The organism is Mycobacterium sp. NGS41 (assembly GCF_059812725.1).
Genome location: NZ_JCALDF010000029.1, coordinates 15,334 through 40,946, shown reverse-complemented (window position 1 = coordinate 40,946; position 25,613 = coordinate 15,334). Strand labels below are relative to the sequence as shown.

Annotated in this window: 26 protein-coding genes and 1 tRNA gene; 13 read left to right on the top strand and 14 right to left on the bottom strand. The window is 65.0% G+C overall.

All coding sequences use genetic code 11. The annotated features are described in order from the left end of the window. The first annotated feature begins 45 nt into the window (after positions 1–45). Together AC5Y21_RS21130 and AC5Y21_RS21125 are read left to right on the top strand one after the other, a co-directional pair. Positions 46–1,023, top strand: coding sequence for a metal-dependent hydrolase (locus AC5Y21_RS21130; protein WP_499915153.1), 978 nt, complete (start codon positions 46–48; stop codon positions 1,021–1,023). 5 nt (positions 1,024–1,028) lie between these two features. Then, the gene (locus AC5Y21_RS21125) at positions 1,029–2,192 is read left to right on the top strand and encodes an Rv3169 family protein (RefSeq protein ID WP_499915152.1); all 1,164 of its coding nucleotides are present in this window, start codon (positions 1,029–1,031) and stop codon (positions 2,190–2,192) included. 5 nt (positions 2,193–2,197) lie between these two features. Here the strand turns inward: AC5Y21_RS21125 and AC5Y21_RS21120 are convergent, their stop codons facing one another. The 4 genes from AC5Y21_RS21120 to AC5Y21_RS21105 form a co-directional block, all read right to left on the bottom strand. Then, the gene (locus AC5Y21_RS21120) at positions 2,198–3,673 is read right to left on the bottom strand and encodes a protein adenylyltransferase SelO (protein WP_499915151.1); all 1,476 of its coding nucleotides are present in this window, start codon (positions 3,671–3,673) and stop codon (positions 2,198–2,200) included. A gap of 37 nt (positions 3,674–3,710) precedes the next feature. Continuing rightward, positions 3,711–4,277 (bottom strand): hemerythrin domain-containing protein, encoded by a 567-nt coding sequence (locus AC5Y21_RS21115; RefSeq protein ID WP_499915150.1) that lies wholly within the window; start codon positions 4,275–4,277, stop codon positions 3,711–3,713. 100 nt (positions 4,278–4,377) lie between these two features. Then, positions 4,378–6,189: a sulfatase-like hydrolase/transferase gene (locus tag AC5Y21_RS21110; RefSeq protein WP_499915149.1), complete on the bottom strand. Its 1,812-nt coding sequence runs from the start codon at positions 6,187–6,189 to the stop codon at positions 4,378–4,380. Continuing rightward, positions 6,182–6,649, bottom strand: a complete 468-nt coding sequence (locus tag AC5Y21_RS21105) for an SRPBCC family protein (protein WP_499915179.1) — start codon at positions 6,647–6,649, stop codon at positions 6,182–6,184. Before AC5Y21_RS21105 ends, AC5Y21_RS21110 begins: the two co-directional genes overlap by 8 nt. 47 nt (positions 6,650–6,696) lie before the next feature. On the opposite strand from AC5Y21_RS21105, the gene AC5Y21_RS21100 reads away from it, so the two are divergent. Next, complete coding sequence (locus tag AC5Y21_RS21100) at positions 6,697–7,614, top strand: HpcH/HpaI aldolase/citrate lyase family protein (RefSeq protein WP_499915148.1); 918 nt, start codon at positions 6,697–6,699, stop codon at positions 7,612–7,614. 86 nt (positions 7,615–7,700) lie between these two features. After that, positions 7,701–8,423: a mycothiol-dependent nitroreductase Rv2466c family protein gene (locus AC5Y21_RS21095; RefSeq protein WP_499915147.1), complete on the top strand. Its 723-nt coding sequence runs from the start codon at positions 7,701–7,703 to the stop codon at positions 8,421–8,423. Here the strand turns inward: AC5Y21_RS21095 and AC5Y21_RS21090 are convergent. After that, on the bottom strand, positions 8,420–9,694 hold the full coding sequence (locus AC5Y21_RS21090; RefSeq protein WP_499915146.1) for an HNH endonuclease: 1,275 nt from the start codon (positions 9,692–9,694) through the stop codon (positions 8,420–8,422). The two genes, AC5Y21_RS21095 and AC5Y21_RS21090, sit on opposite strands and share 4 nt — an antisense overlap. A 108-nt stretch (positions 9,695–9,802) precedes the next feature. On the opposite strand from AC5Y21_RS21090, the gene AC5Y21_RS21085 reads away from it, so the two are divergent. Together AC5Y21_RS21085 and AC5Y21_RS21080 are read left to right on the top strand one after the other, a co-directional pair. Beyond that, positions 9,803–10,159 (top strand): DUF488 domain-containing protein, encoded by a 357-nt coding sequence (locus tag AC5Y21_RS21085; protein ID WP_499915145.1) that lies wholly within the window; start codon positions 9,803–9,805, stop codon positions 10,157–10,159. Positions 10,160–10,162: 3 nt separating this feature from the next. Further along, positions 10,163–11,032: a TIGR03619 family F420-dependent LLM class oxidoreductase gene (locus AC5Y21_RS21080; protein WP_499915144.1), complete on the top strand. Its 870-nt coding sequence runs from the start codon at positions 10,163–10,165 to the stop codon at positions 11,030–11,032. On the opposite strand, the gene AC5Y21_RS21075 is transcribed toward AC5Y21_RS21080, so the two are convergent. Continuing rightward, a complete protein-coding gene (locus tag AC5Y21_RS21075) occupies positions 11,029–12,054 on the bottom strand; it encodes a phosphotransferase (RefSeq protein ID WP_499915178.1) in 1,026 nt (341 codons plus the stop codon). The genes AC5Y21_RS21080 and AC5Y21_RS21075 overlap by 4 nt on opposite strands. 156 nt (positions 12,055–12,210) lie before the next feature. On the opposite strand from AC5Y21_RS21075, the gene AC5Y21_RS21070 reads away from it, so the two are divergent. Next, on the top strand, positions 12,211–12,798 hold the full coding sequence (locus AC5Y21_RS21070; protein WP_499915143.1) for a TetR/AcrR family transcriptional regulator: 588 nt from the start codon (positions 12,211–12,213) through the stop codon (positions 12,796–12,798). 60 nt (positions 12,799–12,858) lie between these two features. Here the strand turns inward: AC5Y21_RS21070 and AC5Y21_RS21065 are convergent, their stop codons facing one another. From AC5Y21_RS21065 to crcB (AC5Y21_RS21055), 3 genes are read right to left on the bottom strand one after another with little or no spacing between them, the layout of a single operon-like run. Continuing rightward, positions 12,859–13,962 carry a DUF190 domain-containing protein gene (locus AC5Y21_RS21065; RefSeq protein WP_499915142.1) on the bottom strand — a complete coding sequence of 368 codons (1,104 nt, stop codon included), beginning with the start codon at positions 13,960–13,962 and terminating at the stop codon, positions 12,859–12,861. Then, positions 13,959–14,324 (bottom strand): fluoride efflux transporter CrcB, encoded by a 366-nt coding sequence (gene crcB / locus AC5Y21_RS21060; protein ID WP_499915141.1) that lies wholly within the window; start codon positions 14,322–14,324, stop codon positions 13,959–13,961. Before crcB (AC5Y21_RS21060) ends, AC5Y21_RS21065 begins: the two co-directional genes overlap by 4 nt. Continuing rightward, on the bottom strand, positions 14,321–14,719 hold the full coding sequence (crcB, locus tag AC5Y21_RS21055; RefSeq protein ID WP_499915140.1) for a fluoride efflux transporter CrcB: 399 nt from the start codon (positions 14,717–14,719) through the stop codon (positions 14,321–14,323). Before crcB (AC5Y21_RS21055) ends, crcB (AC5Y21_RS21060) begins: the two co-directional genes overlap by 4 nt. Before the next feature lie 82 nt (positions 14,720–14,801). On the opposite strand from crcB (AC5Y21_RS21055), the gene pgm reads away from it, so the two are divergent. Together pgm and AC5Y21_RS21045 are read left to right on the top strand one after the other, a co-directional pair. Then, positions 14,802–16,433, top strand: coding sequence for a phosphoglucomutase (alpha-D-glucose-1,6-bisphosphate-dependent) (gene pgm / locus AC5Y21_RS21050; RefSeq protein ID WP_499915139.1), 1,632 nt, complete (start codon positions 14,802–14,804; stop codon positions 16,431–16,433). 201 nt (positions 16,434–16,634) lie between these two features. Continuing rightward, positions 16,635–16,707: transfer RNA gene (locus tag AC5Y21_RS21045), tRNA-Ala, on the top strand. 27 nt (positions 16,708–16,734) lie between these two features. Here AC5Y21_RS21045 and AC5Y21_RS21040 read toward each other — a convergent pair. The 4 genes from AC5Y21_RS21040 to AC5Y21_RS21025 all read right to left on the bottom strand — a co-directional run bounded on the left by AC5Y21_RS21040 (position 16,735) and on the right by AC5Y21_RS21025 (position 21,436). Further along, positions 16,735–17,739: a glycoside hydrolase family 6 protein gene (locus tag AC5Y21_RS21040; protein ID WP_499915138.1), complete on the bottom strand. Its 1,005-nt coding sequence runs from the start codon at positions 17,737–17,739 to the stop codon at positions 16,735–16,737. 661 nt (positions 17,740–18,400) lie between these two features. Further along, the gene (locus tag AC5Y21_RS21035; RefSeq protein ID WP_499915137.1) at positions 18,401–19,762 is read right to left on the bottom strand and encodes a WS/DGAT/MGAT family O-acyltransferase; all 1,362 of its coding nucleotides are present in this window, start codon (positions 19,760–19,762) and stop codon (positions 18,401–18,403) included. Between the two features lie 281 nt (positions 19,763–20,043). Continuing rightward, positions 20,044–20,463: a hypothetical protein gene (locus tag AC5Y21_RS21030; protein ID WP_499915136.1), complete on the bottom strand. Its 420-nt coding sequence runs from the start codon at positions 20,461–20,463 to the stop codon at positions 20,044–20,046. A gap of 217 nt (positions 20,464–20,680) precedes the next feature. Then, positions 20,681–21,436, bottom strand: coding sequence for a C39 family peptidase (locus tag AC5Y21_RS21025; RefSeq protein ID WP_499915135.1), 756 nt, complete (start codon positions 21,434–21,436; stop codon positions 20,681–20,683). Between the two features lie 136 nt (positions 21,437–21,572). Between AC5Y21_RS21025 and AC5Y21_RS21020 the strand changes: the two genes are divergently transcribed. The 4 genes from AC5Y21_RS21020 to AC5Y21_RS21005 all read left to right on the top strand — a co-directional run bounded on the left by AC5Y21_RS21020 (position 21,573) and on the right by AC5Y21_RS21005 (position 25,215). After that, positions 21,573–22,007, top strand: a complete 435-nt coding sequence (locus AC5Y21_RS21020; protein WP_499915134.1) for a DoxX family protein — start codon at positions 21,573–21,575, stop codon at positions 22,005–22,007. A 71-nt stretch (positions 22,008–22,078) separates the two neighbouring features. After that, positions 22,079–23,368, top strand: a complete 1,290-nt coding sequence (locus AC5Y21_RS21015) for a lipase family protein (protein WP_499915133.1) — start codon at positions 22,079–22,081, stop codon at positions 23,366–23,368. A gap of 85 nt (positions 23,369–23,453) precedes the next feature. Beyond that, entirely contained in the window at positions 23,454–24,251 is a 798-nt protein-coding gene (locus tag AC5Y21_RS21010) for an SDR family NAD(P)-dependent oxidoreductase (RefSeq protein ID WP_499915132.1), read from the top strand. Continuing rightward, a complete protein-coding gene (locus AC5Y21_RS21005; RefSeq protein ID WP_499915131.1) occupies positions 24,244–25,215 on the top strand; it encodes a phosphotransferase family protein in 972 nt (323 codons plus the stop codon). The genes AC5Y21_RS21010 and AC5Y21_RS21005 overlap by 8 nt, the downstream gene beginning before the upstream one ends. Before the next feature lie 9 nt (positions 25,216–25,224). Here the strand turns inward: AC5Y21_RS21005 and AC5Y21_RS21000 are convergent, their stop codons facing one another. Further along, positions 25,225–25,419 carry a hypothetical protein gene (locus AC5Y21_RS21000; protein ID WP_499915130.1) on the bottom strand — a complete coding sequence of 65 codons (195 nt, stop codon included), beginning with the start codon at positions 25,417–25,419 and terminating at the stop codon, positions 25,225–25,227. Between the last annotated feature and the right edge of the window lie 194 nt (positions 25,420–25,613).

Below are 25,613 nucleotides of genomic sequence, written 5' to 3'. Positions count from 1 at the left end.
CGTGGGCTCGGCCCGCGACACGGCCGTCGCGAGAGGTAGTGACCGATGACCAACCTCGTGGTCCGCAAGATCCCCTGGGAATTCGACGGGGACGTACCGTTCCTGTGGCAGCCCGCCAACCCGTGCTTCAGCATGTTCTGCAATGTCTTTACGTTCGTCGCCGTCCCGTTCGAGCGGTACATCGTCAGCGCCGTTCGCCAGGCAGGCGATCTGCTGCGCGACGACCCGGAAGTCGCTTCGGAAGTCGAGGCGTTCCTACGGCAGGAGGCTCAGCATGCCGCAGCGCATCGCAAACACATGCTGGCCCTGGTCCAGCGGTATCCGGAGTTGGAGCGGTGTTACCAAGATGCCGTTCAGGCCTACGACGACCTCATCGACGAGCAGCCGATCGAGTTCCACGTGTCCTATATCGCCAACCTGGAGGCGACCTTCACGCCGCTGTTCAAAGTCATTCTGGATCACCGTGATTCGCTTTTCGGTGGGGCAGATCGCCGCGTTGCGTCACTGATGATGTGGCACTTATACCCAGCATCAGCGGTCCACTCCCCGACTTATGCTCCGCCGGTTGTCGAGGAGATCGAGCACCGCAGCTCCGGTTTGACCCTGAACCGGCACGTTGTTCCAGACCCTTGGTATCGCGTCAAGCAGATTCGCCGGACATTCCGGCACGTCGGCAAGCTGACGCAGTCGGTGGCCAAGACCATCGACGAGATCGTTCCGTTCGAAGACCGCGGCGTGTGCGCGCAGGAACTGATGTCCAACACACTGCTGCTCGGCGAGTTCGCGTACCGCTTGCCCGGCGGACGTCGTCGGCGGCGCGATCTCGGTCCGCCGACCTTGTTCCAGTCGGTACCCACGAGCCGGTTGGCCAAGATGATCTGGCGGCTGGTGCTCTCCCAGACCCCGCATCATGATCCGAAAACACAACCACTGCCGGAATGGGCGGATACCTGGATGCGCGAATACGATCGCGGAACCGACATGACCGAGTTCGCCGGAGCCTCCCCATCTGCAGAAAGGTAACCGCATTGCAGTCAACGAATTACGGCTCACTGGTTCCCGAGGACGAACTACTGACCCATCAGATCGTGGATACCTTTGCGACGGTGAGTCAATCGGATCCCTCGTGGACAGAAAAGATTTGGACGACGGCACACGCGCGGGACAACTCACTGCAGGTGGTACTGGGGATCGGCAAGTACACCAACCGCGGCGTATTCGACGGAGCGGCCGGCGTGTGTCGCGGAACAGAGCAATGGACCGTCCGGGCGGGGCGGCGGCTGTCGTCGGATCCGGCGGGCACCGACGCCGGGCCCATTCACTACCGCGTCGTCGAACCGCTGCGCGCAGTCCGGGTGAGCCTTGACGCGACCGAACACGCTCCGATCGCGTTCGACGTCGTGTTGCGCGGTAGCTTCGACGCCGCGCTGGAAGACCCGTGGCCGGACCGCAGCCCGGACGGATACCGAGTCACCCACAATGTGTTGCGCTACCACCAGATTGGCGTCGCATCAGGCTGGGTCCAGGTCGAAGGCGTACGGACCGCGATCGAGGACGACCAATGGATTTCGATCCGCGACCATTCGTGGGGGCTGCGGCCGGGTGTCGGCAAGCCCATCCCCGGCCTGCCGCGCAGCAGCCGGAAAATCAAGCAGATGTTCATGACGTGGCTGCCGATGACACTGACACGACCGGACGGGTCTGCCTATTCGCTGTTCGTCTTCTATCAAGAGGAACGTGGCGACGGGTTCGCCGAAATCCGTTGCCAGGCAGAACAACAGAACGCCGATGGCACTTCTGAACGGTTCGTGTCCGTCGAGCAGGACCTCTATTTCCGCGACGACAACCGCCGGTTCACCCACGGCACAATCACTCTGATCGATTCCGCCGGGTCGAAGCGTCCGCTGACCATCACCGCCGCCGGCCCGACCGGCTTCCACCTCGGCAGCGCCGGATACTACGGCTGGAACGACTGGGTTCTCGGCCAGTGGGTCGGCGAGTTGAAGGTGGAAGGCAACCACCTAACCGACTGCGACCACCCTGAGAATGCGCGAGAGTTGCACCAGCTCAGGGATCTTCTGGTTCGCGTGGAGGATCCAGTCGGGGGAGGCAGCGGGCTGGGCAATGCCGAAACCTTTGCCCTCGGAGCGTTTCCCGAGCGCGGTCTCACCCCGGAGAATTCGTTCCTGTAGTCGGATCAGGTGCCGCAGAAGGTTCGGTAGGTGCCGAAATCCTCCGGAGCAGGACTGGCGTACCGCTCCAGGTCCGGCCGCTCGTCGAAAGGCGCGGTGACGGCAGCGAGAAGCCCCTCAAGCGGATCGAGGTCCCCTGCCGTCGCAGCGGTCAACGCCTCCTCGACCAGATGGTTGCGCGGGATGTAGATCGGGTTGGTGCGGTCCATCAATTCGGGGTCCGGAGCCAGCGCTCGCCAGCGCGCCATCCAGTCGTCAAAACCGGCGATATCGATGAACAGTCCGCGCGAGGATTCGGCATGACCCCGCGCCGCTTGGCTGAGGTGGCGGAAAAACGAGGTGTAGTCAACGTGGCTGTCCTTCAGCAGGCCCAGTAACTCGTCGGCCAGCGGCGCGACGAATTCGGCGTCGACCTCGGCGGCCAAACCAAGTTTGGCGCGCATACCGGACACCCACACGGCGTCGTATCGGGCGCGGAAGACCCCGAACGACTCCTCTGCGAGTGCGATCGCTTCATCGACGTTGTCGGACAACAACGGAAGAAGCGTCTCAGCGAACCGAGCGAGGTTCCACCCAGCGATCACCGGCTGATTGCCGTAGGCGTAGCGCCCCCAATGGTCGATCGAACTGAAGACCGTGTCGGGGTCGTAGGCCTCAATGAAAGCGCAGGGCCCGTAATCGATGGTTTCGCCGGAGATAGTCATGTTGTCGGTGTTCATCACCCCATGGACGAACCCGTTCAGCATCCACTTCGCCACCAGCGATGCCTGGACGGCGACCACGGCTTCGAATAGCGAAAGGTAAGGGCGTTCGGCCTGCGCGGCAGCTGGGTGGTGGCGGGCGATGCAATGATCGGCCAGCCGTCGCAGCAGGTCGGCGTCGCCGGTAGAGGCGGCGTACTGAAAGCTTCCGACCCGCAGGTGACTGCTGGCGACCCGGACCAGCACGGCGCCGGGAAGCGGGGTCTCCCGCTCCACCGGGCGCCCGGTGCCCACTACGGCTAACGAGCGAGTCGTCGGCACACCGAGAGCGTGCATCGCCTCGCTGACGAGGTACTCGCGCAGCATCGGCCCCACTGCGGCGAAGCCGTCACCGCCGCGGGCGAACGGCGTGGCTCCGGAACCTTTGAGATGGATGTCCACCACCCGGCCGTCGGCGCCGGCGAGCTCGCCCAGCAGCAGTGCGCGCCCGTCGCCCAACCGCGGGACCCAGCCGCCGAACTGGTGCCCGGCATAGGCCTGCGCTACCGGAACTGCACCGTCGGGGACCAGGTTGCCCACCAGGAAACGCAGTCCGTCGGGGCTCCGCAACCAGGCACTGTCCAGGCCGAGCTCCGCGGCCAACGGCTCGTTGAGCGTGAGCAGCCGCGCTTCGGCAGTCGGTTCCGCTTGCCAGCGGACACCCAGCTCGGGCAATTCGCGGGAGAAGCGGTCCTGCAGCGCGATGGTTTGTTTCGAGGCCCTATCCGAAGTGACACTCACTTGACCCAGCCTACGTGGCCGAGGGAACCCTCGTTGGCTAGCCGATGGCTTGCTGGATCAGATCGCGGGCGCGGTCCAGCATCGACGCGAACGGTCCGACGACGAGATTCAACTTCGCCGATTCCACACCGGGATGCGGGCGGGTTGGCGCGATGGCCTCGGCTGCTCGCACTGCCGTTCCCAGCCGCTTGAGTTCGTCGGTGTCGAGTATCCGCTCCAGATAAGGAAATTCGTCACGCTCTTCTTGCTCGGCGTGCGCCAGCACCGCTTCACGCAGCCTGCCGAGCTCGTCGATGAATTCCTGTGTCGTGGTGTCGAGCTTCTCGATCTTCGACAGCTGCTCTTTCGCGCCGTGCTCTTCCTGAAGTCGCGCGTCGACGATCGCGTCGCCGGCATCGACCTCGCGGCGGACACGGGGATGCACCACCATTTCCTCGGCTGTCTCGTGCACAGCCAGCAGTTGGCGCAGTTCTACGAACGGCTTCTCACGCGCTTCGGGGTCGGACGCATGCAGTACTTCGTCGAACATGTCCTCGATGAGATTGTGCTGCGCCTTGAGGAACGCGATGACTTCGTCGGGTGATTCGATAATCATCTCGGCCACGCCGGGTACCTCCGGTGATTTGGGAATGCGGGCTGGGCTGTGCGCCGCTTGGTCAAGGCATACCCGGCAGACGAACAGCTAAACGCCCCGTGGCAGGGTCTTACACCCTGAGTCGCCGCAGCACTCGATGCGCCATACCGTTCGACGCGTCGACCGGCGGCTGTCGGTCCGCGTAGGGCCAAGGGCGGTGGCGTTCCGGAACCGACGCTGCCCGTTGTTGTTTGAGCTGCATGCGCAGATACTGGCGCAGCTCGTGCAATTCGGGGTCGGTCCACCGGTTTTCGGCCTCGGTGGGGTCGGCGGTGAGATCGTAGAGCTCCCACTGATCGTCGAGCGGATCGGTGCGGTAAGCCTCGCCGCCGATGCCGTTGGTGGCCAGGTGACGCACGCCTGGCTCGGTCCAGGTGGCCGGGTCGTCGAAGGTTCGCACCAGCTTCCACAAATGTCCGGCCCCGCCGGCAGCGTCGGTGTCGGCGACCGTGACCACCAGCCCCTCGAAGTTGGCGGCGACATGCGCGGGCACCTTGATCCGAAGTGGCGCAGGCGGATTCACGTCGCGGCCCAGTTGCCGCGCGAGTGCCGACGCGCCGGTGTCGCCTTCCAGCACGTTGTCGCGGGTCATCAGGTAGACGACCCGTGCCTCGTCGGCTGCCGCCCCATCCACCACGGGCATCAGGTCGCGACCGGGCAGCGGGTGAACCTCGGAGAACGACTCGGCGAGACTTGCGGCCACGACGTCTACCTCAATGCCGGCCGCACCGAGCAGCGTCGGCACCAGGTCGACATGCGACGTCGGCGCCGAGACCGTGCGTGCTTGCGTCGCGTTGGCGCCGGTACGGGCAATGACGAACGGCACCCGAGTGGCTTCGTCGTACAGGTTGAACCACTTCTGATGCAGCCCGCCGTGGGCCCCGAGCATCTCGCCATGATCGGAAGTGCGCACCAGCACGGCGCTCTCCGACCCGTCTTCGGTGACGGCCCGGCGTACCCGGTCGATCGGCCCGTCGACCTCCGCGTGCAGCCGGTAGTAGAGGTCGCGGTAGCGCTGCGCGTTGCGTCGGTAGGTGCGGCCGACCACCAGCGCCGGACCATATCCGGAGTAGTACGCCTCGCGGAAGGCGATCTGCGCGGCCGGTTTTGTCGACAGGTCTTCACCGGCGGTGGGCGCGGCAGGGACATGCGGCGGGTCCAGCGGGCTCGGCTGCAGCGGGTTGCGTCGCATCCACGCCGGGAAGAGCACGATGTCGTGCGGGTTCACGAAGCTGGCCACCAACAGAAATGGGCGCATCGCCGCGTCGTCACCGGCGCGACGCCGTGCATAGCGATCTTTCAGCCACGCGACAACACGGTCGGCGATCAGCGGGTCGCGCCGGAAACCGCTGTTGGCGTTGCCCGCACCGTGTGGTTCGGGGCCCACCCAACCCGAGAAGCCGTACGGGGCGAGGGGGTCGGCGTCGAGGTAGCGCTGTACGGCAGCCGGGTCGACGACACCGTCGTCGTCGTTGGTGGCCAGTGATCCACCCGTCGACGGGTCGTGCAGGTCGGCGTGCGAGATGTGCCACTTGCCGTCGTAGTGCGTGTCGTATCCTGCGGCGCGAAACCAGTTGCCCAACGTGGGCACCTCGCCGGCGCGCAGCCAGCGCAGCCGCGAATCGTCGAACCGCTTGCCGATGCCGTCGGTCTGGGTTACCCCATGCAGATCGGGATACTGGCCGGTGAAAATCGTTGGGCGGCTGGGTACGCACGCCAGCGAACCGGTGTAGTGCCGTTCGAAACGCACCCCGTGCTGGTCGAACCAGCGACGGCCGGTCAGGGTGCGCTGCCGCCAGGCCAGCACGTCGGCCGACTCGTAGGGCGGCACCGCCCGTTCCTCATCGGTCATCAGGATGACGATGTCGGGGCGGTCAGGCATGGGTGTTCTCCAATCGGTGTGCCAGTCCGTCGAGCAGCGCGTCGGATTGCTTGGCCATGGCGCATCCGACGATCCGTTCTGCCAGCCGGGCCAGTGGGCCGCCGCCGATCTCGATCGTGGTGGTCAAGGTCACCAGGGTGGTACTGGATGTCGGGCGCAACGTCCAGCGATTGCTGACCCTGCGCAACGCGGTGGGCAACCCCGTTATGGCGTAGGCCAGCGTCGAGGGCGGCTCGAATTGGGTGATGCGCTCCAGCAGCACGTTGCGGCGCACCTGCAGCCGCCGCGTCGTGCCCAGCGGTCCGCCGTCGGGGCCGTGGTTGGTCACGCACGAATGGTCGACATTGTCGGCCCAGGTACTCAGCGAACCGAAGTCGGCCAGGACATCCCAGATCGCCTGCGGCTGCGTCGCTATTGTCCGGCTGCGGCTGATGTCTGCCACTCCGTCATCCAACACCACGGCCCGGGGTCTTGCGTAGAGATTGCCGTCCTTGTATAGATCACCCAATGCATGAACAGGTCGACAGCAGCGCGGTGGATCCCGCCGACACAGGCTCACGCATCGATCCGGTCCTTGCCCGCAGTTGGTTGTTGGTCAACGGCGCGCATGCCGACCGGTTCGAATCGGCGGCGCACTCTCGCGCCGACATCGTGGTTCTGGACATCGAGGATGCCGTCGCGCCCAAAGGCAAGGACGGCGCGCGCGACAACGTCGTGCGTTGGCTGGGCGGCGACAACACCGACTGGGTTCGCATCAATGGCTTCGGTACTCCCTGGTGGGCGGACGATATCGCCGCGCTGGCCGCCAGCTCGGTCGGCGGGGTGATGCTGGCGATGGTCGAATCGGTGGACCATGTCACCGAGACGGCGAGACGACTGCCCAACGTGCCGATCGTGGCGTTGGTCGAAACGGCCCGCGGTCTGGAGCGCATCACCGAGATCGCCGCGGCCAAGGGCACCTTCCGGCTCGCCTTCGGAATCGGCGACTTCCGGCGGGACACCGGTTTGGGGGAAGACCCGGTGACGCTGGCTTATGCGCGGTCTCGCTTCACTATCGCCGCCAAGGCGGCCGGTCTGCCCAGCGCGATCGACGGGCCGACCATCGGCTCCAATGCACTGAAGCTCGTCGAGGCGACCGCTGTCTCCGTCGAGTTCGGCATGACCGGCAAGATCTGTCTGACGCCCGACCAGTGTTCGGTGGTCAATGAGGGTCTATCCCCTTCGCAGGACGAGATTGGTTGGGCTAAAGAGTTTTTCGCCGAGTTTGACCGCGACGGGGGAGAGATCCGCAATGGCTCCGACCTACCGCGCATTGCCCGGGCCACCAAGATCCTCGAGCTGGCCCGCGCCTATGGCATCGAAGCATCGGAGTTCGAGGACGAACCCGTTCACATGCCCGCGCCGTCGGACACGTATCACTACTGAACCGGCGGAGGCGCGCGTGCTGTCGGTGTTCTGGCCGAAGAACTAGCGGGACTATGATCCTCCGTAATAACGGAGGGCCAGGTCGGATGAGCACTGCGGCGGATTTTGAAGTCGACTTCCACTTCGACCCGATGTGCCCTTTCGCGTATCAAACGTCTTTGTGGATCCGCGACGTGCGTGAGCAACTTGGGATTGCAGTCAATTGGCGGTTTTTCAGTCTCGAGGAGATCAACCGCGAAGAGGGTAAGAAGCATCCGTGGGAGAGAGGGTGGTCCTACGGCTGGTCACTGATGCGAATCGGCGCGTTGTTGCGGCGCACCGACATGGCATTGCTGGACAAGTGGTATGCCGCGATCGGCCATGAGCTTCACGCGTTGGGCGGCAAGCCGCACGACCCTGTTGTGGCGCGGCGGCTGCTGAGCGACATCGGCGTCGATGAGGCGATTCTCGATGCGGCGCTAGGTGATCCGACGACGCATGACGAGATTCGCGCCGAGCACCAGCGAGTCGTCGACGCGGGCGGCTACGGTGTCCCGACGCTGTTTATGTCCGGACAATGCCTGTTCGGACCGGTATTGGTCGACCCGCCGACCGGTCCGGCTGCCCTGACGCTCTGGAATGTCGTCACGGGCATGGCCGAGCTGCCGCATGTCTACGAACTTCAGCGGCCGAAGTCTCCGGCCGACGCGGAGCTCATCGGCCGGCACCTGCGTCCATACCTCGATGGGCGCGATTGGGTCAGCATTAACCGCGGTGAGGTCGTCGACGTCGAACAGCTCACCGGCGGACGCGGTTCCGCACCGTCCTAGGCGGCGTGTCGGGCGATTGCGATGCCGACTCGGACTTCGAGGTCGCTGATGGTGATTGCCGGGCCCCGCGGCGGTGCCGCGGACTGGTACCGGTGATCGGTCGGAGTGGTGAATTCCGCTGTATGCGTGTGGTTTTCGTCGATGCTCGTATTGACTCGCCACCCGGCGGCTTCCTTGGCGTAGTTGCAGCGTTCGCACTTCCCGAGTCCGTTTTCCGCTGTGGTCTGTCCGCCTTTTGCCCAGGGCTGGGCGTGATCGCGGTGTCGGATCGGGGCATCGCAGTACGGAGTGCGGCAGCGCTGATCGCGCAGTCCGATGAACTCGGCGAGTCCGCGCGGAAACAGCCGCGCCCGCGACTCCATGGCCACCAGCGCCCCGCTGCGGGGATGGGCGTAGAGCCGGCGCAGCGTTGCCCGGGACCTTCGGTCGGCGCTGGCGGACGTCACCATTGTGCGGGCGACAGCCGCGGGTATCGGACCATAGCCGGGCAGGTCAGCCGGCGTGTTGTCCCCGCCCAACAGCGTCTCATCCGAGAAGACCAGGTTCACCGCAATCGGCACGGGTATGTCGGCGGGCACTCCGGAGATGCGCTCGATCAGGGTGTCGGCCATCACCTGTCCGCGCGAGCGCCCGTCGAACGTGGTGTCAGCGGCGCGACGCAGCGCGGCATAGACGCTCACGCCCTGAGCGACGGGAAGCAGGGCGGTCAGATAGGTCATGGTGTCGGGGGCGGGCCGGATGGTGACCGTGCGCTCGGTTTCGGCCTTGGCCGCCCGCTCGACCACGGCATGCGGGTCCAGTCGGTAGGCGATTGACTTGGCCGACGCGGCGATACGCGCATCACCCATCCCGTCCAGGTTCGCCGGGTCGCCACACAGCTCCGCGTCCAGGGTGCCGCGGTCTTCGACGTCCAAGCAGGCGCTCTCGCGGACGATCAGGGTGGCGCGCCACTCCGAGAGGACACCGGATTCCAGCGCACGCAGCGTGTGCGGCATCTCGTGCACCAACGCTTTGGCAAAGCCCAGATGCCGGCCTCCCCGGGCAGGGGAGTCGCGTCGCGCCAGCGCGATCTCACTGGCCACGCCGCGGCCGCGTCGGGCAGCGGGTACACCGGCGTCCGCCTCACGAGCTCGACGCGTGGTGTCCAGCAGGGCTGCAGCTCGAGCCTGGGTCGCGGCGGCCGCCGACTTGGCTTGCTCGAGCTCGGCGATGCGCTCGATCAACGCCGCTTCGTCAGCCGACGGGTCGATGTAAGTAAGTAGTTCGAACATATGTTCGACTATACACGAAATCGGCAACTTGGCGACTTGCGCAGTCAGCCCGCCTATGCAGAAGATTCATGAACTGAGCCCTCCCGCCAAGTGAGTATGGTTTTCCCTATGGCCGCGAAGCGCAAGATCCGAACCGCACGGATCTACGAGGACGTCAGTCCCGACGACGGTCAGCGCATCCTCGTCGATCGCATCTGGCCGCGCGGCATCCGCAAAGACGATCCGCGGGTGGGCATCTGGCTCAAAGACGTTGCGCCGTCGAAAGAACTGCGTGACTGGTACCACCACCAACCCGAACGGTTCGACGAGTTCGCGTCGCGCTACCAAGTGGAGCTGTCCGACAATCCCGCGTTCGAGGAACTGCGCAACCGCGCCAAGCGCGGCGTCGTCACCCTGGTCACTGCCACTCGCGACCTGGACGGCAGCCAAGCGGCGGTCTTGGCGAAACTCCTGAAAGGTCACTGACCGATGCGACTGGGATTGCACGCGTTGGGAATTGGCACCGGCGCCAACCGCGCGGTGATCGATGCCGTGGCGTCGGAGGCGGAGCGCCGCGGGTTCGCCACCCTGTGGGCAGGCGAACACGTCGTGATGGTAGACCAGTCCGAATCACGGCACCCCTACTCCGACGACGGCGTCATTGCTGTTCCAGCGCAAGCGGATTGGCTTGACCCGATGGTGGCACTGAGCTTTGCTGCTGCCGCCTCGTCCAGGATTGGCATCGCGACTGGCGTGCTCCTGCTGCCTGAGCACAACCCGGTCATAGCGGCCAAGCAGGCCGCGAGCCTGGACAAGTTGAGCGACGGGAGACTGACACTGGGCGTCGGGGTCGGTTGGTCTCGTGAGGAGTTCGAGGCGCTCGGCGTGCCGTTCGAGTATCGAGCGGCACGCACCGCCGAGTACGTTGCGGCGATGCGGACGTTGTGGCGCGACGACGTCGCTTCCTTCGACGGGAAGTTCGTCAAGTTCTCCTCGATTCGGGTAAACCCCAAGCCAATTCGTGATCGTCGCATCCCGATCGTGGTCGGCGGCAACAGTGATGCGGCGCTGCGGCGAGCAGCTGCGTGGGCCGATGGCTGGTACGGGTTCAATCTCGACGGCGTCGAAGCGGTGCGCGAGCGAGTGGGCAAGCTCGAGCAGCTGTGTGCCGAGTCCGGACGTGACCGCGCCGAGCTGCGGCTGTCCGTCGCGCTGCGCGATGCCCGAGTAGCTGACATAGGTGCTTTGGCCGAGTTGGGTGTGGACGAGTTGGTGGTGGTCGAGGCCCCGCCGGAGGACCCCGACGCGGTACCCGACTGGATTGCGGCCCTCGTCGAGAAGTGGCGCGCGGCGCTCTAAACGTCGCCCAGCGCGGACGTCGTATCCAGGTCGGCATACGCGTGCGAATACCGTTGCGCCAGAGCAATAGCGATGTCGTTTCGCTGCCACTCGCCGGCGCTGGCGGTAACCAGCCACAGCGTCAGGCCATGCGCCACCGAGGCGCGGTAGCGCAGCCAGATCTCGTCGGCGCTGGGCATCTCGTCGGCGGGCAGCCCGAGCGCGTCGCGGTACTCCTCGAGGAGTGCGCGCTCGCTGCGACGACGATCGTCGACGGTCAGCGCGCCCTGCAGGAAGTAGCCCAGATCCAGAGACCAGTTACCGCGGCGGGCGACTTGCCAATCCAGGAAGCCGACCTCACCATGGGCGCCGGTGGGCACTAGATATGTGTTGCCGATATGCGGATCACCGTGCAGCAAGGTTGGCGGCGATCCAGATGACCCCGTCAGCGTTCTGATGTAGGGCTTCCAGATCGATTCGATGAGACGGTCGATGGTCAGCGACATCACTTCGGCGGGCGCGTCGTCGCCGAGTCGTTCCAGCGCGGCCGGCAGCGGCGCGGCCCCCATGCCCTCCCACGGCTGGAACGGTTCCAGCCAGCCTAGGGCGGGCTCGCGCAAGACTCGGTCGCCCCAATACTTTCCGTGCATCCGTCCCAGGCCCCGAACGCCGGTGGCGACCTGCTCGACCGTCATCGGCCTGGTGGCGTCGCGAGGGTCGGCGCCGCGAGCGGTGAGATCTTCCATGATCATCACGAAGTCGTAGTCGGCCTCATCGATTGCGGCGGTGTAGACAACCGGGTGTTCCAGGGGCAGTTCCACTCCGCAGATGAATAGTCGCGGCTCATGAAACATGCCGCTGGTCAAGCGAATCATCGCTTTGTGCGCTGGGTCAGCGGCCTTGGCGAACACCGTGGCCGGTCCGCTGCCGGACGAGTAGGTCAAACCCAGGCGGGCCCGTCGATTGGTCCCGTCGTCACGACCCACAACGGTGACCGCCTTGACCGTGGCACCGGGGTAGTGAGCAGCGAGTGCCGCCGACATCCACTCGGGCGTAATCTCATCCCAGTTCTTCGGCACTGACGGGGCGGTAGTGGTCAATGCTGGGCACCTCGCTCCAGTTAAGAAACGACACGTATCGTTTCCTAAGTGAGAGTAACGCAACCGGGTGAAAGCCTTAAGCCCACCTCTGCTCATTGCATGCCCGACGACCGCGGCGGCCGGCCGCGCGATGCTCGACTGGATCACGCAATTCTGACGGCCACCCGCGAACTCCTGGGCGCAGGCAGTTACGCAGAACTGTCCATGGAAAGCGTCGCGGGACGGGCTGGAGTAGGGAAGAAGACCCTCTATCGGCGATGGTCATCGAAAGCGCCGCTTGTCGCCGAAGCGGTCCTACAGGCTTACGGAGGATCAGGATCGTTCCCCGTCGCTGAGACCGGTGACATCCGCACCGACCTACAGTCGTGGCTCGACGAGCATGCCAACTTCCTGGCCGAGTCACCCAATGCGGCGTTGGTGCGGGCGCTCGTCGCTGCGGCAGTAGCCAATTCGGTCGACGGCGCGGTGCTCTATCAGCAGTTGAGCGCACCCCAGCACGCCGGGTTGACGACACGACTTCGCCAAGCCGTCGAAGATGGGCAGATCAACGCCGACGCCGACCTCGACGCCGTCGCTTATGCGCTGATCGGTACGTTGCTCCTGCACGCGTTGGCGCCGCCGAGTCCCACAGTGCGATACGACGGCCTGCTCGACGCCATGCTCAACGGCGTCGGCAATGGGCGGTGAGCAGACGCAAAAGCGCTCAGAAAGCGCTGGTTTCAGGTGCTTTTGCGTCTGCTCGCCGAGTTAGTAGTCGTACTCCGCCAGGCTGGTATCTCCGAGGCGCTGTGCGCCGTCGAGCGAAAGTGCAGCCGGCACCATCTCACTGGTCACCAGGCCGTGTCGGCTCGTGAGCTTGTCGACGACGTCGAAGCTGCGCGCGATCGAATCCGGCGTGTCAACGATGATCGTGGTCACCGGCACCGTGCGCGCTAGTTGAAATAGCTTGTCCCCGTGTGGTTTATGGTCACCGTGGAACCCCCAGATACCGCGCAGGACCGTTGCGCCCCGCGCCGTATTGGATCGCAGCAGCTGCTGGACGATCGCACGGTGGATAGGCAGCCCGTCGTGTCGGGTTGCTTCGGCGGTGTAGACCATCAGCTTTTGCCATAGCGTGCGTCCCTGGTCATCGGTCGACGGCAGCTCCTGGGGACGCGCGAAGAGTTCGCCGTCGCGCTTGCACACCCGCACCCGTTCGACGGTCAGCAGCGGGTTGGGCATCGCGGCGGTGAGTTCCGTTGCGGCGGACCGGACTTGAGCGGCTGATCCGATGGCGATGATCATCAGCGGGACATTGACGTTGCGGCTGAAGAAGTGGGCCCGACAGCGCTCTCCGTGTGCGGTGCCGTCGACGCCGAGAAGCACTATGGCACCGGCGAATCCGTGTCGATGCAACAGCTCGCATATTGCGTAGTAAGCCAGTTTTCCGCCGATCCGCTCCTGCCGGCCCACGTACACGGTGAGTTTGGCCCCGTCGCCGCTTTGGCCGTCGTTGTAGCTATCCAGGTCGCCAAGCCCCCCTCCGAGTTGCGTGACCAGTCGCGCGCGTTCCAGCGTCATCAGTCCTCTGCCGGTCATCGCGGTCACCTCGCTGACCAACGAGCGGATCTTCGGCTCGACATCGACGGCGGCGACGGTCACCGCCGGATCCTCGGAAAGGCTGAGCGATGTGTCATTGCGTAGGTCGTGATTCGGGCCGAAACTTGCTATGCCACGCAGCATTACGCTGGTCGCGACCCCGCTGTTGCCGAATAGTTCCAGCATTGCGTCGGCCAGGAACCCGCCCCTGTCGCCCGCCGCTCGTTGCCGTTCGGCGAAGTACGTCGTCAACTTCAAGCACGGCTGGTTCACAGTTGCTCCGCGACCCATTGTCCGAGTAGCGCCGCACCCAGGCCGAGGATGACGCTGACGACGATATTGGCGGCCGCCGGGCGCGTCTGGCGCTCCTCGGCGAGCCGCTGGGTTTCCAGCATCCAGGTGGAAAACGTGGTGTAGGCGCCGACGAACGCGGTGCCGGCGAGCAGGGCCGCGTCCCTGCTCAGTGCCAGCCCGCCCAGCAACCCCAGCAGCGCGGCGCCGCTGATGTTCACCGTCAGTGTGCCGAACGGAAAGGACCTGGCCACCCGGCGCGCGACGGCGCGGTCCACCAGGAAGCGCGCCACCGACCCCGCCCCGCCGATGGCCATGACGCCAGTCCAGACCAAGGTCGTCATGAGCGGACCCGTACCCGGCGAGTCAAAGCCGTGGCCAGGTGTGCGGCCAGCAATCCCAGCGTGATGCTGACGATGGTGTAGCTCGTGGCCAGGACCCAATGGTGGTGTTCGATCATCTTCACCGTCTCGACCTGCATCGTCGAGAAAGTGGTCAGCCCCCCACACAATCCGGTGCCGAGCAGGGGGCGCCGATAGCTGGACAACGGCAACCGCTCCAGCAGCCGGGTGGTGAAATAACCGACCAGGAAGGCGCCGACGATGTTCACGGCGAACGTCGGCCAGGGCCAGCGGGCCGGGTCGGGGACTGCCAGCGTGGCGAGGGCCGCTCGGGCTAGCGCGCCCAACGCTCCGCCGGCGAAAATCGCGGCCAACTCCCGATAGTCGTGGTTTGCCACAGGTCGAATCCCTCCGATGTGCCGGTGGTGCGCTTCGCAGCGTAGCGGGACCTGCGAGTGGCGCACGGGCAGAATGGGAGCCATGGTGGCCAATCCGCGTGCCGGTCAACCGGCCCAGCCCGAGGACCTCGTCGATCTGCCCCATCTGGTGACCGCGTATTACGCGATTGCGCCCGACCCCGACGACGTCGCTCAGCAGGTATCGTTCGGCACCTCGGGCCATCGCGGCTCGGCGCTCGACGGCGCGTTCAACGAGGCCCATATCCTGGCCATCACTCAGGCCATCGTCGAGCACCGCGCGGCCCACAGCATCACCGGGCCACTGTTCATCGGCCGTGACACGCATGGTCTTTCGGAGCCGGCATGGGTGACGGCCCTCGAGGTGCTCGCCGCCAACGACGTCATGGTCACCATCGACTCAAGAGACCGCTACACCCCGACGCCGGCGATCAGCCACGCCATCCTCACGTACAACCGCGGCCGTACCGAAGCGCTGGCCGACGGGATCGTCGTGACGCCGTCGCACAACCCGCCTGCGGACGGCGGTTTCAAGTACAACCCACCCAGCGGCGGTCCGGCGGACACCGACGTGACCGATGCAATCGCCAAGCGCGCCAACGAGATTCTGCGTGACTGGTCGGCGGTGAAGCGCGTGCCGTTTGTCCGCGCGCGGCGGGCTGTCCGGCGCCACGACTATCTCGGCCACTATGTAGACGACCTGCCCAACGTGGTCGACATCGCCGCGATCCGCGACGCCGGCGTACGGATTGGCGCGGACCCGCTGGGCGGGGCCAGCGTGGACTACTGGGGTGAGATCGCCGAACGGCACGATCTGGACCTGACCGTCGTCAATCCACTGGTGGACGCGACGTGGCGGTTCATGACCCTCGACACCGACGGCAAGATCCGGATGGACTGCAGCTCGCCGGACGCGATGGCTGGGCTGATCGCAAATCGGGAGCACTATCAGATCGCCACCGGCAACGACGCCGATGCCGACCGGCATGGCATTGTCACCCCCGATGGCGGACTGCTGAATCCCAACCACTATCTGGCGGTGGCCATCGACTATCTGTATACGCACCGGCCGTCCTGGCCCGCGGGCATCGCGGTGGGCAAGACCGTGGTTAGCTCCTCGATCATCGACCGGGTGGTGGCCGGTATCGGCCGTCAGCTCGTCGAGGTGCCAGTCGGTTTCAAGTGGTTCGTTGACGGGTTGATCAACGGCACCATCGGCTTCGGCGGCGAAGAGTCAGCGGGGGCGTCGTTTCTGCGCCGCGACGGGTCGGTGTGGGCCAGCGATAAGGACGGCATCATCATGGCGTTGTTGGCCGCCGAGGTCCTGGCTGTCACCGGCGAAACGCCGTCGCAGCGGTATCGGGCGTTGGCTTCTGAGTATGGTGCGCCGACGTACGCCCGCATCAATGCGCCGGCTGATCGGGAGCAAAAGGCCCGGCTGGCCAAGCTGTCGGCCGACCAGGTGAGCGCCACCGAGCTGGCGGGGGAGCCGATTTTGGCGAAGCTGACCGCCGCGCCCGGCAACGGCGCACCGCTGGGCGGGCTGAAGGTGACCACGGCCAACGCGTGGTTTGCCGCCCGGCCGTCGGGCACCGAGGACGTCTACAAGATCTACGCCGAGTCTTTCAACGGGCCGGAGCACCTTGCTCAGGTGCAGAAGTCTGCTCAGGAAGTCGTCGACCAGGTCATCGGATAGGGTCTCGCTGGTTTCGCCACAACAGTCACATCAGTCCCTGCCGGGAAGGTATATACGACCTTCGAACATGACATCGCGGGCGATAGCACTTTTAAAGCTGGCCACCCGCGCCCCGAGGGCTAAGACCCAGCGTCGGTGTTCTTCACCAGCGACTTTGAAGGCTTCCTGACAGTGGTGTAGCTTCGATGGGCACAACTTCTCGGGGCTATGGCGCAGCTGGTAGCGCACCACACTGGCAGTGTGGGGGTCAGGGGTTCGAGTCCCCTTAGCTCCACTCAGGGAAAAGAAACGCGAGGCCTTCCTACCGGCCCGCCTTGCTGGCCAGTTCGATGGCGTACTGATTCACGAAGGTGCCCGCCGGCGGGTCACCTTTGCCACATGTTCCGTCGGATTCACCGGGTCGTTTGATCCACAAGTAGGCGTCGGCGTGCGCACCCGCGGTAGCCGCGGTAGGCGCAGCGCCCAGTGCTCGGCCGCTGGGGTTGCACCAGTTGAGCCCAGAGTCGGGCGCGGGCCCGGCGCCGTTGCGCGATGTGTCGATCACGTAGTGGGAACCATTCGTGAGCGCCGAAATTGCCTCGCCGTAACCGATTTCGTCCTCGGTGGTGAAGAAGTTCGCAGTGTTGAGGCTGAAACCGCGCGCCCGATCGACACCGGCCTGTTTGAGCCTGGCGGCCATGTCCTCGGCGCTATGCCAGCGCAAGTGACCAGCATCCACGTACACCGCCGCGTTCGGATCCCGAGTCAGCGTCTCGACGGCGTAGCGAACCAAGTCGAAGCGTTCTTGGCGCTGATCACCCGACAGGCAATCAGCCATGGCGAGCGCATCGGGTTCGACGATGATCGCCACCCGCGAGGCGCCCAGGCCGGCAGCGATGCCGTCGATCCACGCACGGTAGTCGCCGGCCGACGCCAACCCACCCGCGGCGAAACTGCCGCAGTCGCGGTGGGGGATTCCATAAAGCGTCAGAACGGGGATCGCGCCAGCAGCAGCCGCGTCGCCGGTGTACTTCCCGACCGTGCCTGCCGAAGAGCCCGGGACGATCCAATACGCCTGCGGCGTGTTGGCAATGGCGGTCAACTCGGGACTAGGTGGATTCGCTTGCTGCGCGGCGCGCATAGCCGCTGAGGTGGGATTGACGTAGAAGGGCATGTCCGCCAACGGGTTGACGTCACCGGCCAAGCGCACCGCCGGGGCACGACCGACCTGCACCGGGTCGCCAAGAAAACCTACGGCGGCTACGGCCGCAATTGTTAGGAAGGGGGAGATCCACCGCGCGACTGCACCAGCAGCTGAGAACATCACCCCAGGAAATTAGCGTTCCACAGCATTGAGCGCCAAACCGCGCTCAACGGCCAAACACGCTGCCCGGGCTAGCAGAGCAAACCGCAGGTAGCGGGCGGGACCGAAGTGCAACGGCGCTTCGACGGCCGCTCGGCATATTTGCTGTTGTTAGCTATGCCTTCACTCCAAAGTGGCGGCCACGGGTCGACGACGCGAAAAGTCGAGTCCTGATTGGCGAATCCGAAGACCTCAATGAGCGAATGCATTACCTTTTGATATTGCTGGCACTATCGCCAGCAAGCGCTTGGGGTCGGCGCTGTTGGGGGATCGATAGGACGAACACCATGCACAGATGCAGAACCACTGCAAAGTTTCTCGCGTCGGGCGCTGCCTGCGGCGTCCTGGCCTGCGCGCCGACCGCGAGCGCCGACCCGTCGACAGATCCCACCCCGACGTCGGAGGAGCAACCCCAGGCCAGTCCTGCGCCTAAGCTTCCCGACCTCAAACCTCCCACCGGCCGCCAGCCCGGCAGGGGTCCTGGGACGGCGGGCTACGTCTGCGTCGACGGCGTTCGGACCTACGTTCCGCCGGAAGGGCTAACGCTGCCTGGGCAGCATGACATCAAGCCCGACCTGGGACAGTGTTAGCGCGGGCATAGTCGCCCTTAAGGCGTGCCGACGGTTTACACCCCGACGGCGCGTTCCAGATCCTTGAGCGACGTTTCCAAGTGAGCCAGCATTCGCGGCAGATGCGGCACACTTCGGCGGCACGCCAGCAGGCCGAAATCGAGGTTGTCCGCGTTGTTGATGAAGGTGATGTTGAAGGCCTGCCCATTAGTGAGGTGGGACATCGGGTAGCTGCCCTCCAGGCGGGCACCGCCGCTATACATCTGCTCGACTGGTCCCGGCACATTCGAAATGACGAGGTTGAAGGGTGGCGGCGTCGTCGACACGAAACCCGGAACATCGCCCAGCCCGAGCGGAACGATGCTCATCGCCGACAACGCCACCACCTGCGCTCGCGGCAGGTCGGCGAGTACGTTCTTATTGCCCCGCATGGCCGCGGCAATGATCTCAATCCGTCGCGCGGGGTCCTCCTCGTCCGTGGCCAAATTGCACAGGATGGCGCCAACCTTGTTGCCGCTGCTGCCGTCGTCTGCCGCCGGACGCAGATTCACCGGAACTAACGCGATCAAAGGTGTGTCCGGCAGCGCGTTTTGCTCGAGTAGGTAGTAGCGCAACGCGCCGGCACACATCGCCAGCACCGCGTCGTTAAAGCTCACCCCGGCGGCCTTCTTCACCCGCAGCACCCGGTCCATCGACCACGACTGAGCGGCGAACCGGCGGGCGTCCCCGATCTTGACGTTGAACATAGAGCGCGGTGCCGCGAACGGCAGGGTCAACTGCTGCTCGAGCAGTGCTCCACGAGCCAGCTTCAACGTCGACGACGGAAGTCCCGCAACAGATCCCGCGACCTTGCTCAGCGAGCCCAATAGGGAAGACCGATCCGTGGTCGAGGGACGCTCGAGTTGAGGCACGCTCCACATCGCCCGCACCTCAGTCTCGAACGGGTCAACCGAGAGCGCGCGCTCCAATAGCCTCGCTGCCGCGGCGCCGTCGATCAGCGAGTGGTGCACCCTGATGTACAGGCCGAACCGGCCATCGTTCAGCCCCTCCACCACGTACGCCTCCCACAGCGGACGGCGACGATCAAGCATGCTGCTATGCAGCTTGGAGGTCAGCTCGAGCATTTCACGCATGCGTCCCGGCGACGGGAGCGCCACCCGTTGCACGTGGTAGTTGACGTCGATCTCGTCGTCGTAGGTCCACGCCAGAATGTCGAGCCCGCCCACCATCCTGGCCGGGCGCTTACGGAAGGTGGGCTGGATTGGGTCGTTGGCAACCAGGGCACCAGTGAAATTCCGGACGAACTCCGGACCAGCCCCCTCCGGTGGCTTGAACAACGACAAGGCGCCCACGTGCAGGGGGTGCTCACGTGATTCGGCGATCAGATACAGCGAGTCAGTGGGCACCATCAGTTCCATCCACCCATTAGACCCCGCCGGCGACCAACTACCAGCAAATTCGTCGCCATAGTTTTGGATGACCGAAATTTCGGCTGCTCAGGCACAGAAGCCCGAGGTTAAGTTTCACCGCACGCTTGCAATGTCCGAAGACGAGGTGGTCGCCGCCGGTCGCACCCAACATCCAGCGCTACATCGACGCAGATCTTTCGGCGCCCTCCACTCCGGACATGGGGGCGTAAGACGTCAGGTCGATAGCGGAACCCTTCGCGGCCCAGGGTAAAAATGTCGATAGGTTGCCGTTAACCGGGGATCTGATAAGCGCACCTGCCGGGTGAGTGCTCGGTGAGCGAGACGGCCTTGCCGTCCACCGTGATCACGCAGTCGTGGGTGCCACTGTGGTCGGTCCAGTTCAACGCCAGGTATGGGCTTCCGTTCACCGACACCGTTTGCGACCAAGGCAGCGGAACCCAGGTGTTGGTGTTCGCGGGATATACCGGAGTTCCGGGGTCGGGAATTATGGAGAAAGCGTCACCGGCGCCGGTGAGCTGATAGGTGACGGTGTGAGTGGTGTCGGCCGCAGCGCTGGGCAACATACTTTGCGGCGCGGCGAACGCCGCTATCGCAACTGCTGATAGCAAACCAGCCAGCGCGCGAGGCCGCGGGGCCCATGACGGTAGCCAAGCCGCGCGGGCGGCGACGATTGCAACAGGCTCGTTCATTGTTAGCTCCTTTCCGCGGCGTGAGCCGCTGACGAGCGGGTTTGTGACCGACTCGGCTGCGTGTGAGGTTACAGAGCAAACTAAAACATGGGAACAGTTCGGTAAAACTGCAAATTCGCCCGCGCACAGGGGCCGTTGCTGTCGGCCTATGTAGGTCTTGGATCCGGGCGGTGCCGGCGAACCCATTCCCGCTCTATGGCCGGTAGGCCTCGTCGGATCAGCGCTGGTGGCCGGACGGCTGCCCGTCGTGGTCGGCGACGGTCATTTGATCGCCGCTGCTGGCCCACGACCGGACGAAAATATCGATGGGTATCTGCTCATCTCGGCCGGTGACGCTGCCGCTGTCGTTGACATGCACGATGCCGGCGATCGTGTCAATGCCCGTCACCACCACGGCGTGATTCGCTTCGGGCATGCCGCCCGGGGTCTTGTCCGTGACGGGCCTACGCCAGATGAGTTGGGCGTTGACTCCCACGATCACTTTGCGGCCCTTCGCCAGAGCCTGCTCGAGAACATCCATACCTGTTGGGGCGCCCCCCTTTGGGCCGTCGTCCATGTAGGAGGTCACCGCGTGCACGCCATAGCGGGCGAGCAGTGCCGGTTCATCGGCAAAGGAGGTGCCTTGGCCCGGCCGGTGAATTTCCGTTTTGGCGTAGATCGGTCCTTTGTGGATGGTGCTTGGGGTCAATTGTGCGACGGCGACAATGGCTTCTTCGCTTGGCTGGTCGCCGGTAAGTTCACCGATCACGTCGGCGACCGCCATCGGCACGCAGTCGTCGTCGTATACCTGGTGACGCCAGAACCGGGCAGCCGCCGTGGGATCGCCGTAGAGCGTGCCCCTGGCTTCCGGAGGGCTGGGCGCGTAGGGACCCGCCTGCGCTGTGCCCGTCGCCGGACCCAGTGCCAGCCCCAGCACCGCCGCACCGGTCAGCACCGCGACGCCCGCGGTCCTGATGCCGGTGCCGACGATCATGCGGTGTCCTTTTGAAGCCTGCGGGTGCGGAGTGGCTGCGGGAAGGGGTTTGCGACCCGATCTCGGTGAAATTTGGGACGAGTGTACGAAATCTCCGTGCCGTATTTGGGGATTTCGGGAGCTTTATTGTTGTGTTGTGATTAAAAGTCTCAATCCATACCTCGCCCGCTATGCGCCGGCTGTGCTGAGCCTGTTCCGGTTGGTCTACGGCCTGATGTTCGCCGGTTACGGCTCGAACATCTTGTTCGGTTGGCCCGTCCCACCTCCCTACGCCGTCGAAGTCGGAGCCTGGCCCGGCTGGTACGCCGGCCTGATCGAATTGGTTGCCGGGCTTTTGATCGCGACCGGCCTGTTCACCCGGGCGGCGGCGTTCATCGCCTCGGGAGAAATGGCAGTCGCCTACTTCTGGATTCATCAGCCACGCGCACTATGGCCGATCGGTGACCCACCGGGCGGGAACGGCGGGGCACTGGCGATACTTTTCTGCTTCGCCTTCTTCCTGCTGGTCTTCGCCGGCGCGGGGACCTACTCGATCGATGCGGTACGTACCCGGAAATCGTTGCGAGCCTAGGGGACCCCACCGTCTGTAATAAGTCAGCGAAGCTCTTCCGTTGACAGGCTGTCCGTTGTTACCTTTTCGTGATGCGCCGGTTCGGGTGTGTCTTCGCAGTCCTGCTTGTCTTCGCCGCAGCGCTGGTCGGTATGGGAGGCGCGCGTGCCGATACAGGCGACGAACCGCGGTACGCCGAGTTCTACACGCCACCGGATCCGCTGCCATCCGGTAAGCCGGGCGACCTGATCCGCACCGAGCCGTCGCGGCTGGTCCTGGAGCCGTCCGGCCAGCTGGGCGCGATCGTCGCTACCGGCACCCGAATCATGTACCGCAGCACCGACACCCGTGGTAATCCGATCGCCGTCACCGGCACCTACTTCGAGCCCGACAACCCGTGGCCGGGTAACGGGCCGCGGCCATTGATCAGCTACGCACCCGGTACGCAAGGCCAGGGCAACCAGTGCGCTCCATCACGAATGTTCAACCAGGGCATCCACTATTCGGGTGGCTGGGACATCATGTTCAATTACGAAGAGCTTTTCGTCGCCACGATGGTCGCCCGTGGTTTCGCCATCGTGATGACCGATTACGAGGGTCTGGGCACCCCGCCGATGCACACCTATGTGGGCCGCGTGGCCGAAGGGCAGGCCGTGCTCGATGCCGCCCGCGCCGCCATGCAGCTACCGGGGACATCGTTGGATCCGCATGGGCCCGTGGCGTTCTGGGGATACTCGCAGGGCGGCGGTGCGACGGCGTCGGCGGCCGAGCTGGCTTCGTCCTATGCTCCGGAACTGCACATCGTCGGCACCTACGCGGGGGCGCCGCCGGCCAACTTGAAGGAACTGTTTCCCTACGCCGACGGCAGTGTCCTCGTCGGCGCGGTCGGGTATGCGCTCAACAGCGTCATGGCCGCCTATCCGGAGTTCGCCGACGCCATTCGCTCCAAGATGACCCCCCGCGGCCTGGCGATGCTCGAATCGGTGTCGCGCCAGTGCGTGGGCCAGACCCTGCTGGACTTCATGTTTCGTCACCTGCAGCCCTACTTCACCGAAGACATCTACAAATTGGTCAACGAGGAACCGTTCAACACCCTGTTCGAGGCGCAGCGGATCGGACGCTACAAACCCAACGCGCCCGTCATGATCGACAGCAACCGCTACGACCCGCTAGTGCCGTGGACGGCCGCCAACCAACTCGGTCGCGACTGGTGCGGCCAGGGCGCCGACGTCGAATTCCGTACCAACGAGGAACCACCTTTCCTCAACAAGCTGATCATCAACCACGCACTGCCGATGTTGGTGGACGGCGAGCCCGCTATGCAATGGATCGCGGCCCGCTTCAACGGCGAACCCACCGCACCGAACTGCGGCCAGTTCTGAAGCCATAATCCCTTGGCGGCCAAGGGATAGAGGAGCCGAGCCCATTGTTCCAACCAGCTGGCGCGGAGGCGGAGGAGGTCGAACGATGAGTGATCATCGGTGTGACGGGAAGGTGGCGCTCGTCACCGGAAGCAGCCGTGGACTGGGCAAGGCGATCGCGGCGCGGCTTGCGGCGCAGGGAGCCACGGTGGCGCTGACCGCCCGCACCCTGGACCCCGATCCCAAATACCACGGCTCGCTGAACCAGACTCTCGACGAGATCACGGCCGCTGGGGGTCGGGCCGTCGCGATCCAGGCGGATCTTTCGAAGGCCGAAGAGCGGGAACGACTTTTCGCCGAGGTGGTGGGCGCCGTCGGCCCCCCCGACATCCTGGTCAACAACGCCGCAGTGACCTTCCTGCGTCCCCTCGACGAGTTTCCGGATCGGCGGGTCCGGCTGATGATGGAGATGCATCTGTTCGGGCCGCTGCATTTGACCCAGTTGGCGATTCCCGCAATGCGCGACCGCGGGCGGGGCTGGATTCTGAATGTGACCTCCGTCGGTGGGGACCTGCCGCCGGGGCCGCCGTTCTCCGATTTCGACCGCGCCGCCGGATTCGGCATTTACGGAACGGCCAAAGCCGCACTCAATCGGCTGACGAAAAGCTTTGCCGCCGAACTCTACGACGACGGCATCGCCGTCAACGCCGCCGCGCCGTCGAATCCGGTGGCCACACCCGGGGCAGGCACCCTCGACCTGGCCAAGACCGATACCGAGGACATCGCCCTAATCGCCGAGACCGCGTTGCTGTTGTGCACGGGTGATCCCAAGACCATGACGGGGCGCATCGCGCACACCCAGCCCTTCCTCGCCGAAGTGGGCTGGCCGAAACCGAATGGTTGAGATCGACCTGGACGAGCTGCGGCTGCGGCTCGCCGGCGTCGGCATCACCGACGTCACCGCACTCGCAGGCGGCGCTTCCAGCCTTGCTTTTCGCGGCGAGTGGGACGGCCGGAAAGTGGTGATCAAAATTGCCCCGCCCGGCGTCGAGCCGGTAGCCCACCGCGATGTGCTGCGCCAGGCCCGCATCATCAAACTGCTTTCTGCACAGGGGTTTCCGGTTCCCGAGGTGCTGTGGGAGGACACGGGGCAGCCTCCGGATATCCCGCCGCTGTTCGTGATGTCTCATGTCGAGGGCGAATGCGTGGAGCCATTCTTCGACGGTTGGGCGCCCGATAACGGCCGGGGACTTGAGCTTTCCGAGCGTTACCGCAACGCGTGTCGGGTGATGGCGGCCTTGCACCGGTTGCCGCCGGCCAGACTCGGTCTGAGCGGTGAACCGGTAGTGGATCCCGTCGCGGAAGTCGATCGGTGGTCTGGCACGCTGCAGACTGTCGATGCCGCGCTGGTGCCCGGCTGGCAGGATGTGCGTGATGCGCTGCTGCACTGCGCACCAACAGCTATCGGGCCCAGCGTCGTGCACGGTGACTTCCGGTTGGGCAACCTGCTGTCCGCCGGCGCTCAGATCAGCGCGGTGATCGATTGGGAGATCTGGACGGTTGGTGACCCGCGCATCGATGCCGGCTGGTTCTTGATCAACTGCGACCCGGAAACGTATCAACGCGTACCGGCCTCTGCCGGCATGGCGCCGTCGACCGCCGAACTCGTGCGGATCTATCGGGAGGGCCTCGGTGTCGAGGTCGGCGAGCTGGACTGGTTCGTCGCGCTGGCCTGCTTCAAGTCAGCGGCCACGTGGGCCCTGATCGTCAAGCACAACCGGCGCCGACGTTTCCCGCGAGCCGAATTGGAGGCGATGGCGCCTACGCTGCCGAGGTTGTTGGCGCGTGCCCGATCGGTAGTGGACTAACCCGCCTGGCTACCGGCAGCGGACAAAGAGGTTCTGGCAGTACATTCCGACGCCGTCCCAGTCCGTCCCCGGACCGCCTTCATCTTGGGTGTCCACCAGTAGTGCCGGAGTTTCCGTGACCAATTGCTCGATTGGATCGGGACCGGGCATCGGATCGATGTCCGGATCGGCTTGCGCTATGCCGTTGCCACCTAAGAGGGTCATCAGACAGATGGCACCGGCAACCAGTCCTCGGGCGCACGCACGAGCCTTCATCGTCGCCTTCTTTGTCGTCGGCTGTGCTTAATGCCACAATTCTACCGCTCCGGAAAACGGAGTAGCCACAAGATTGCTGGTCACGTCGAGGAGCGCCAGCGTTGCGCAGGCACATCGCATATCTATTACGAACGCACAACAAC

Excerpts from the sequence above, each read along its gene's own strand:
- AC5Y21_RS21130 (WP_499915153.1), top strand. The coding sequence starts at position 46 with ATGACCAACCTCGTGGTCCGCAAGATCCCCTGGGAATTCGACGGGGAC.
- AC5Y21_RS21110 (WP_499915149.1), bottom strand. The coding sequence starts at position 6,189 with ATGCCTGACCGCCCCGACATCGTCATCCTGATGACCGATGAGGAACGG.
- AC5Y21_RS21100 (WP_499915148.1), top strand. The coding sequence starts at position 6,697 with ATGCATGAACAGGTCGACAGCAGCGCGGTGGATCCCGCCGACACAGGC.
- AC5Y21_RS21095 (WP_499915147.1), top strand. The coding sequence starts at position 7,701 with ATGAGCACTGCGGCGGATTTTGAAGTCGACTTCCACTTCGACCCGATG.
- AC5Y21_RS21090 (WP_499915146.1), bottom strand. The coding sequence starts at position 9,694 with ATGTTCGAACTACTTACTTACATCGACCCGTCGGCTGACGAAGCGGCG.
- AC5Y21_RS21085 (WP_499915145.1), top strand. The coding sequence starts at position 9,803 with ATGGCCGCGAAGCGCAAGATCCGAACCGCACGGATCTACGAGGACGTC.
- AC5Y21_RS21080 (WP_499915144.1), top strand. The coding sequence starts at position 10,163 with ATGCGACTGGGATTGCACGCGTTGGGAATTGGCACCGGCGCCAACCGC.
- AC5Y21_RS21075 (WP_499915178.1), bottom strand. The coding sequence starts at position 12,054 with ATGTCGGCGGCACTCGCTGCTCACTACCCCGGTGCCACGGTCAAGGCG.
- AC5Y21_RS21070 (WP_499915143.1), top strand. The coding sequence starts at position 12,211 with ATGCCCGACGACCGCGGCGGCCGGCCGCGCGATGCTCGACTGGATCAC.
- crcB (WP_499915141.1), bottom strand. The coding sequence starts at position 14,324 with ATGACGACCTTGGTCTGGACTGGCGTCATGGCCATCGGCGGGGCGGGG.
- pgm (WP_499915139.1), top strand. The coding sequence starts at position 14,802 with ATGGTGGCCAATCCGCGTGCCGGTCAACCGGCCCAGCCCGAGGACCTC.
- AC5Y21_RS21035 (WP_499915137.1), bottom strand. The coding sequence starts at position 19,762 with ATGGAACTGATGGTGCCCACTGACTCGCTGTATCTGATCGCCGAATCA.
- AC5Y21_RS21030 (WP_499915136.1), bottom strand. The coding sequence starts at position 20,463 with ATGAACGAGCCTGTTGCAATCGTCGCCGCCCGCGCGGCTTGGCTACCG.
- AC5Y21_RS21025 (WP_499915135.1), bottom strand. The coding sequence starts at position 21,436 with ATGATCGTCGGCACCGGCATCAGGACCGCGGGCGTCGCGGTGCTGACC.
- AC5Y21_RS21015 (WP_499915133.1), top strand. The coding sequence starts at position 22,079 with ATGCGCCGGTTCGGGTGTGTCTTCGCAGTCCTGCTTGTCTTCGCCGCA.
- AC5Y21_RS21010 (WP_499915132.1), top strand. The coding sequence starts at position 23,454 with ATGAGTGATCATCGGTGTGACGGGAAGGTGGCGCTCGTCACCGGAAGC.
- AC5Y21_RS21005 (WP_499915131.1), top strand. The coding sequence starts at position 24,244 with ATGGTTGAGATCGACCTGGACGAGCTGCGGCTGCGGCTCGCCGGCGTC.
- AC5Y21_RS21000 (WP_499915130.1), bottom strand. The coding sequence starts at position 25,419 with ATGACCCTCTTAGGTGGCAACGGCATAGCGCAAGCCGATCCGGACATC.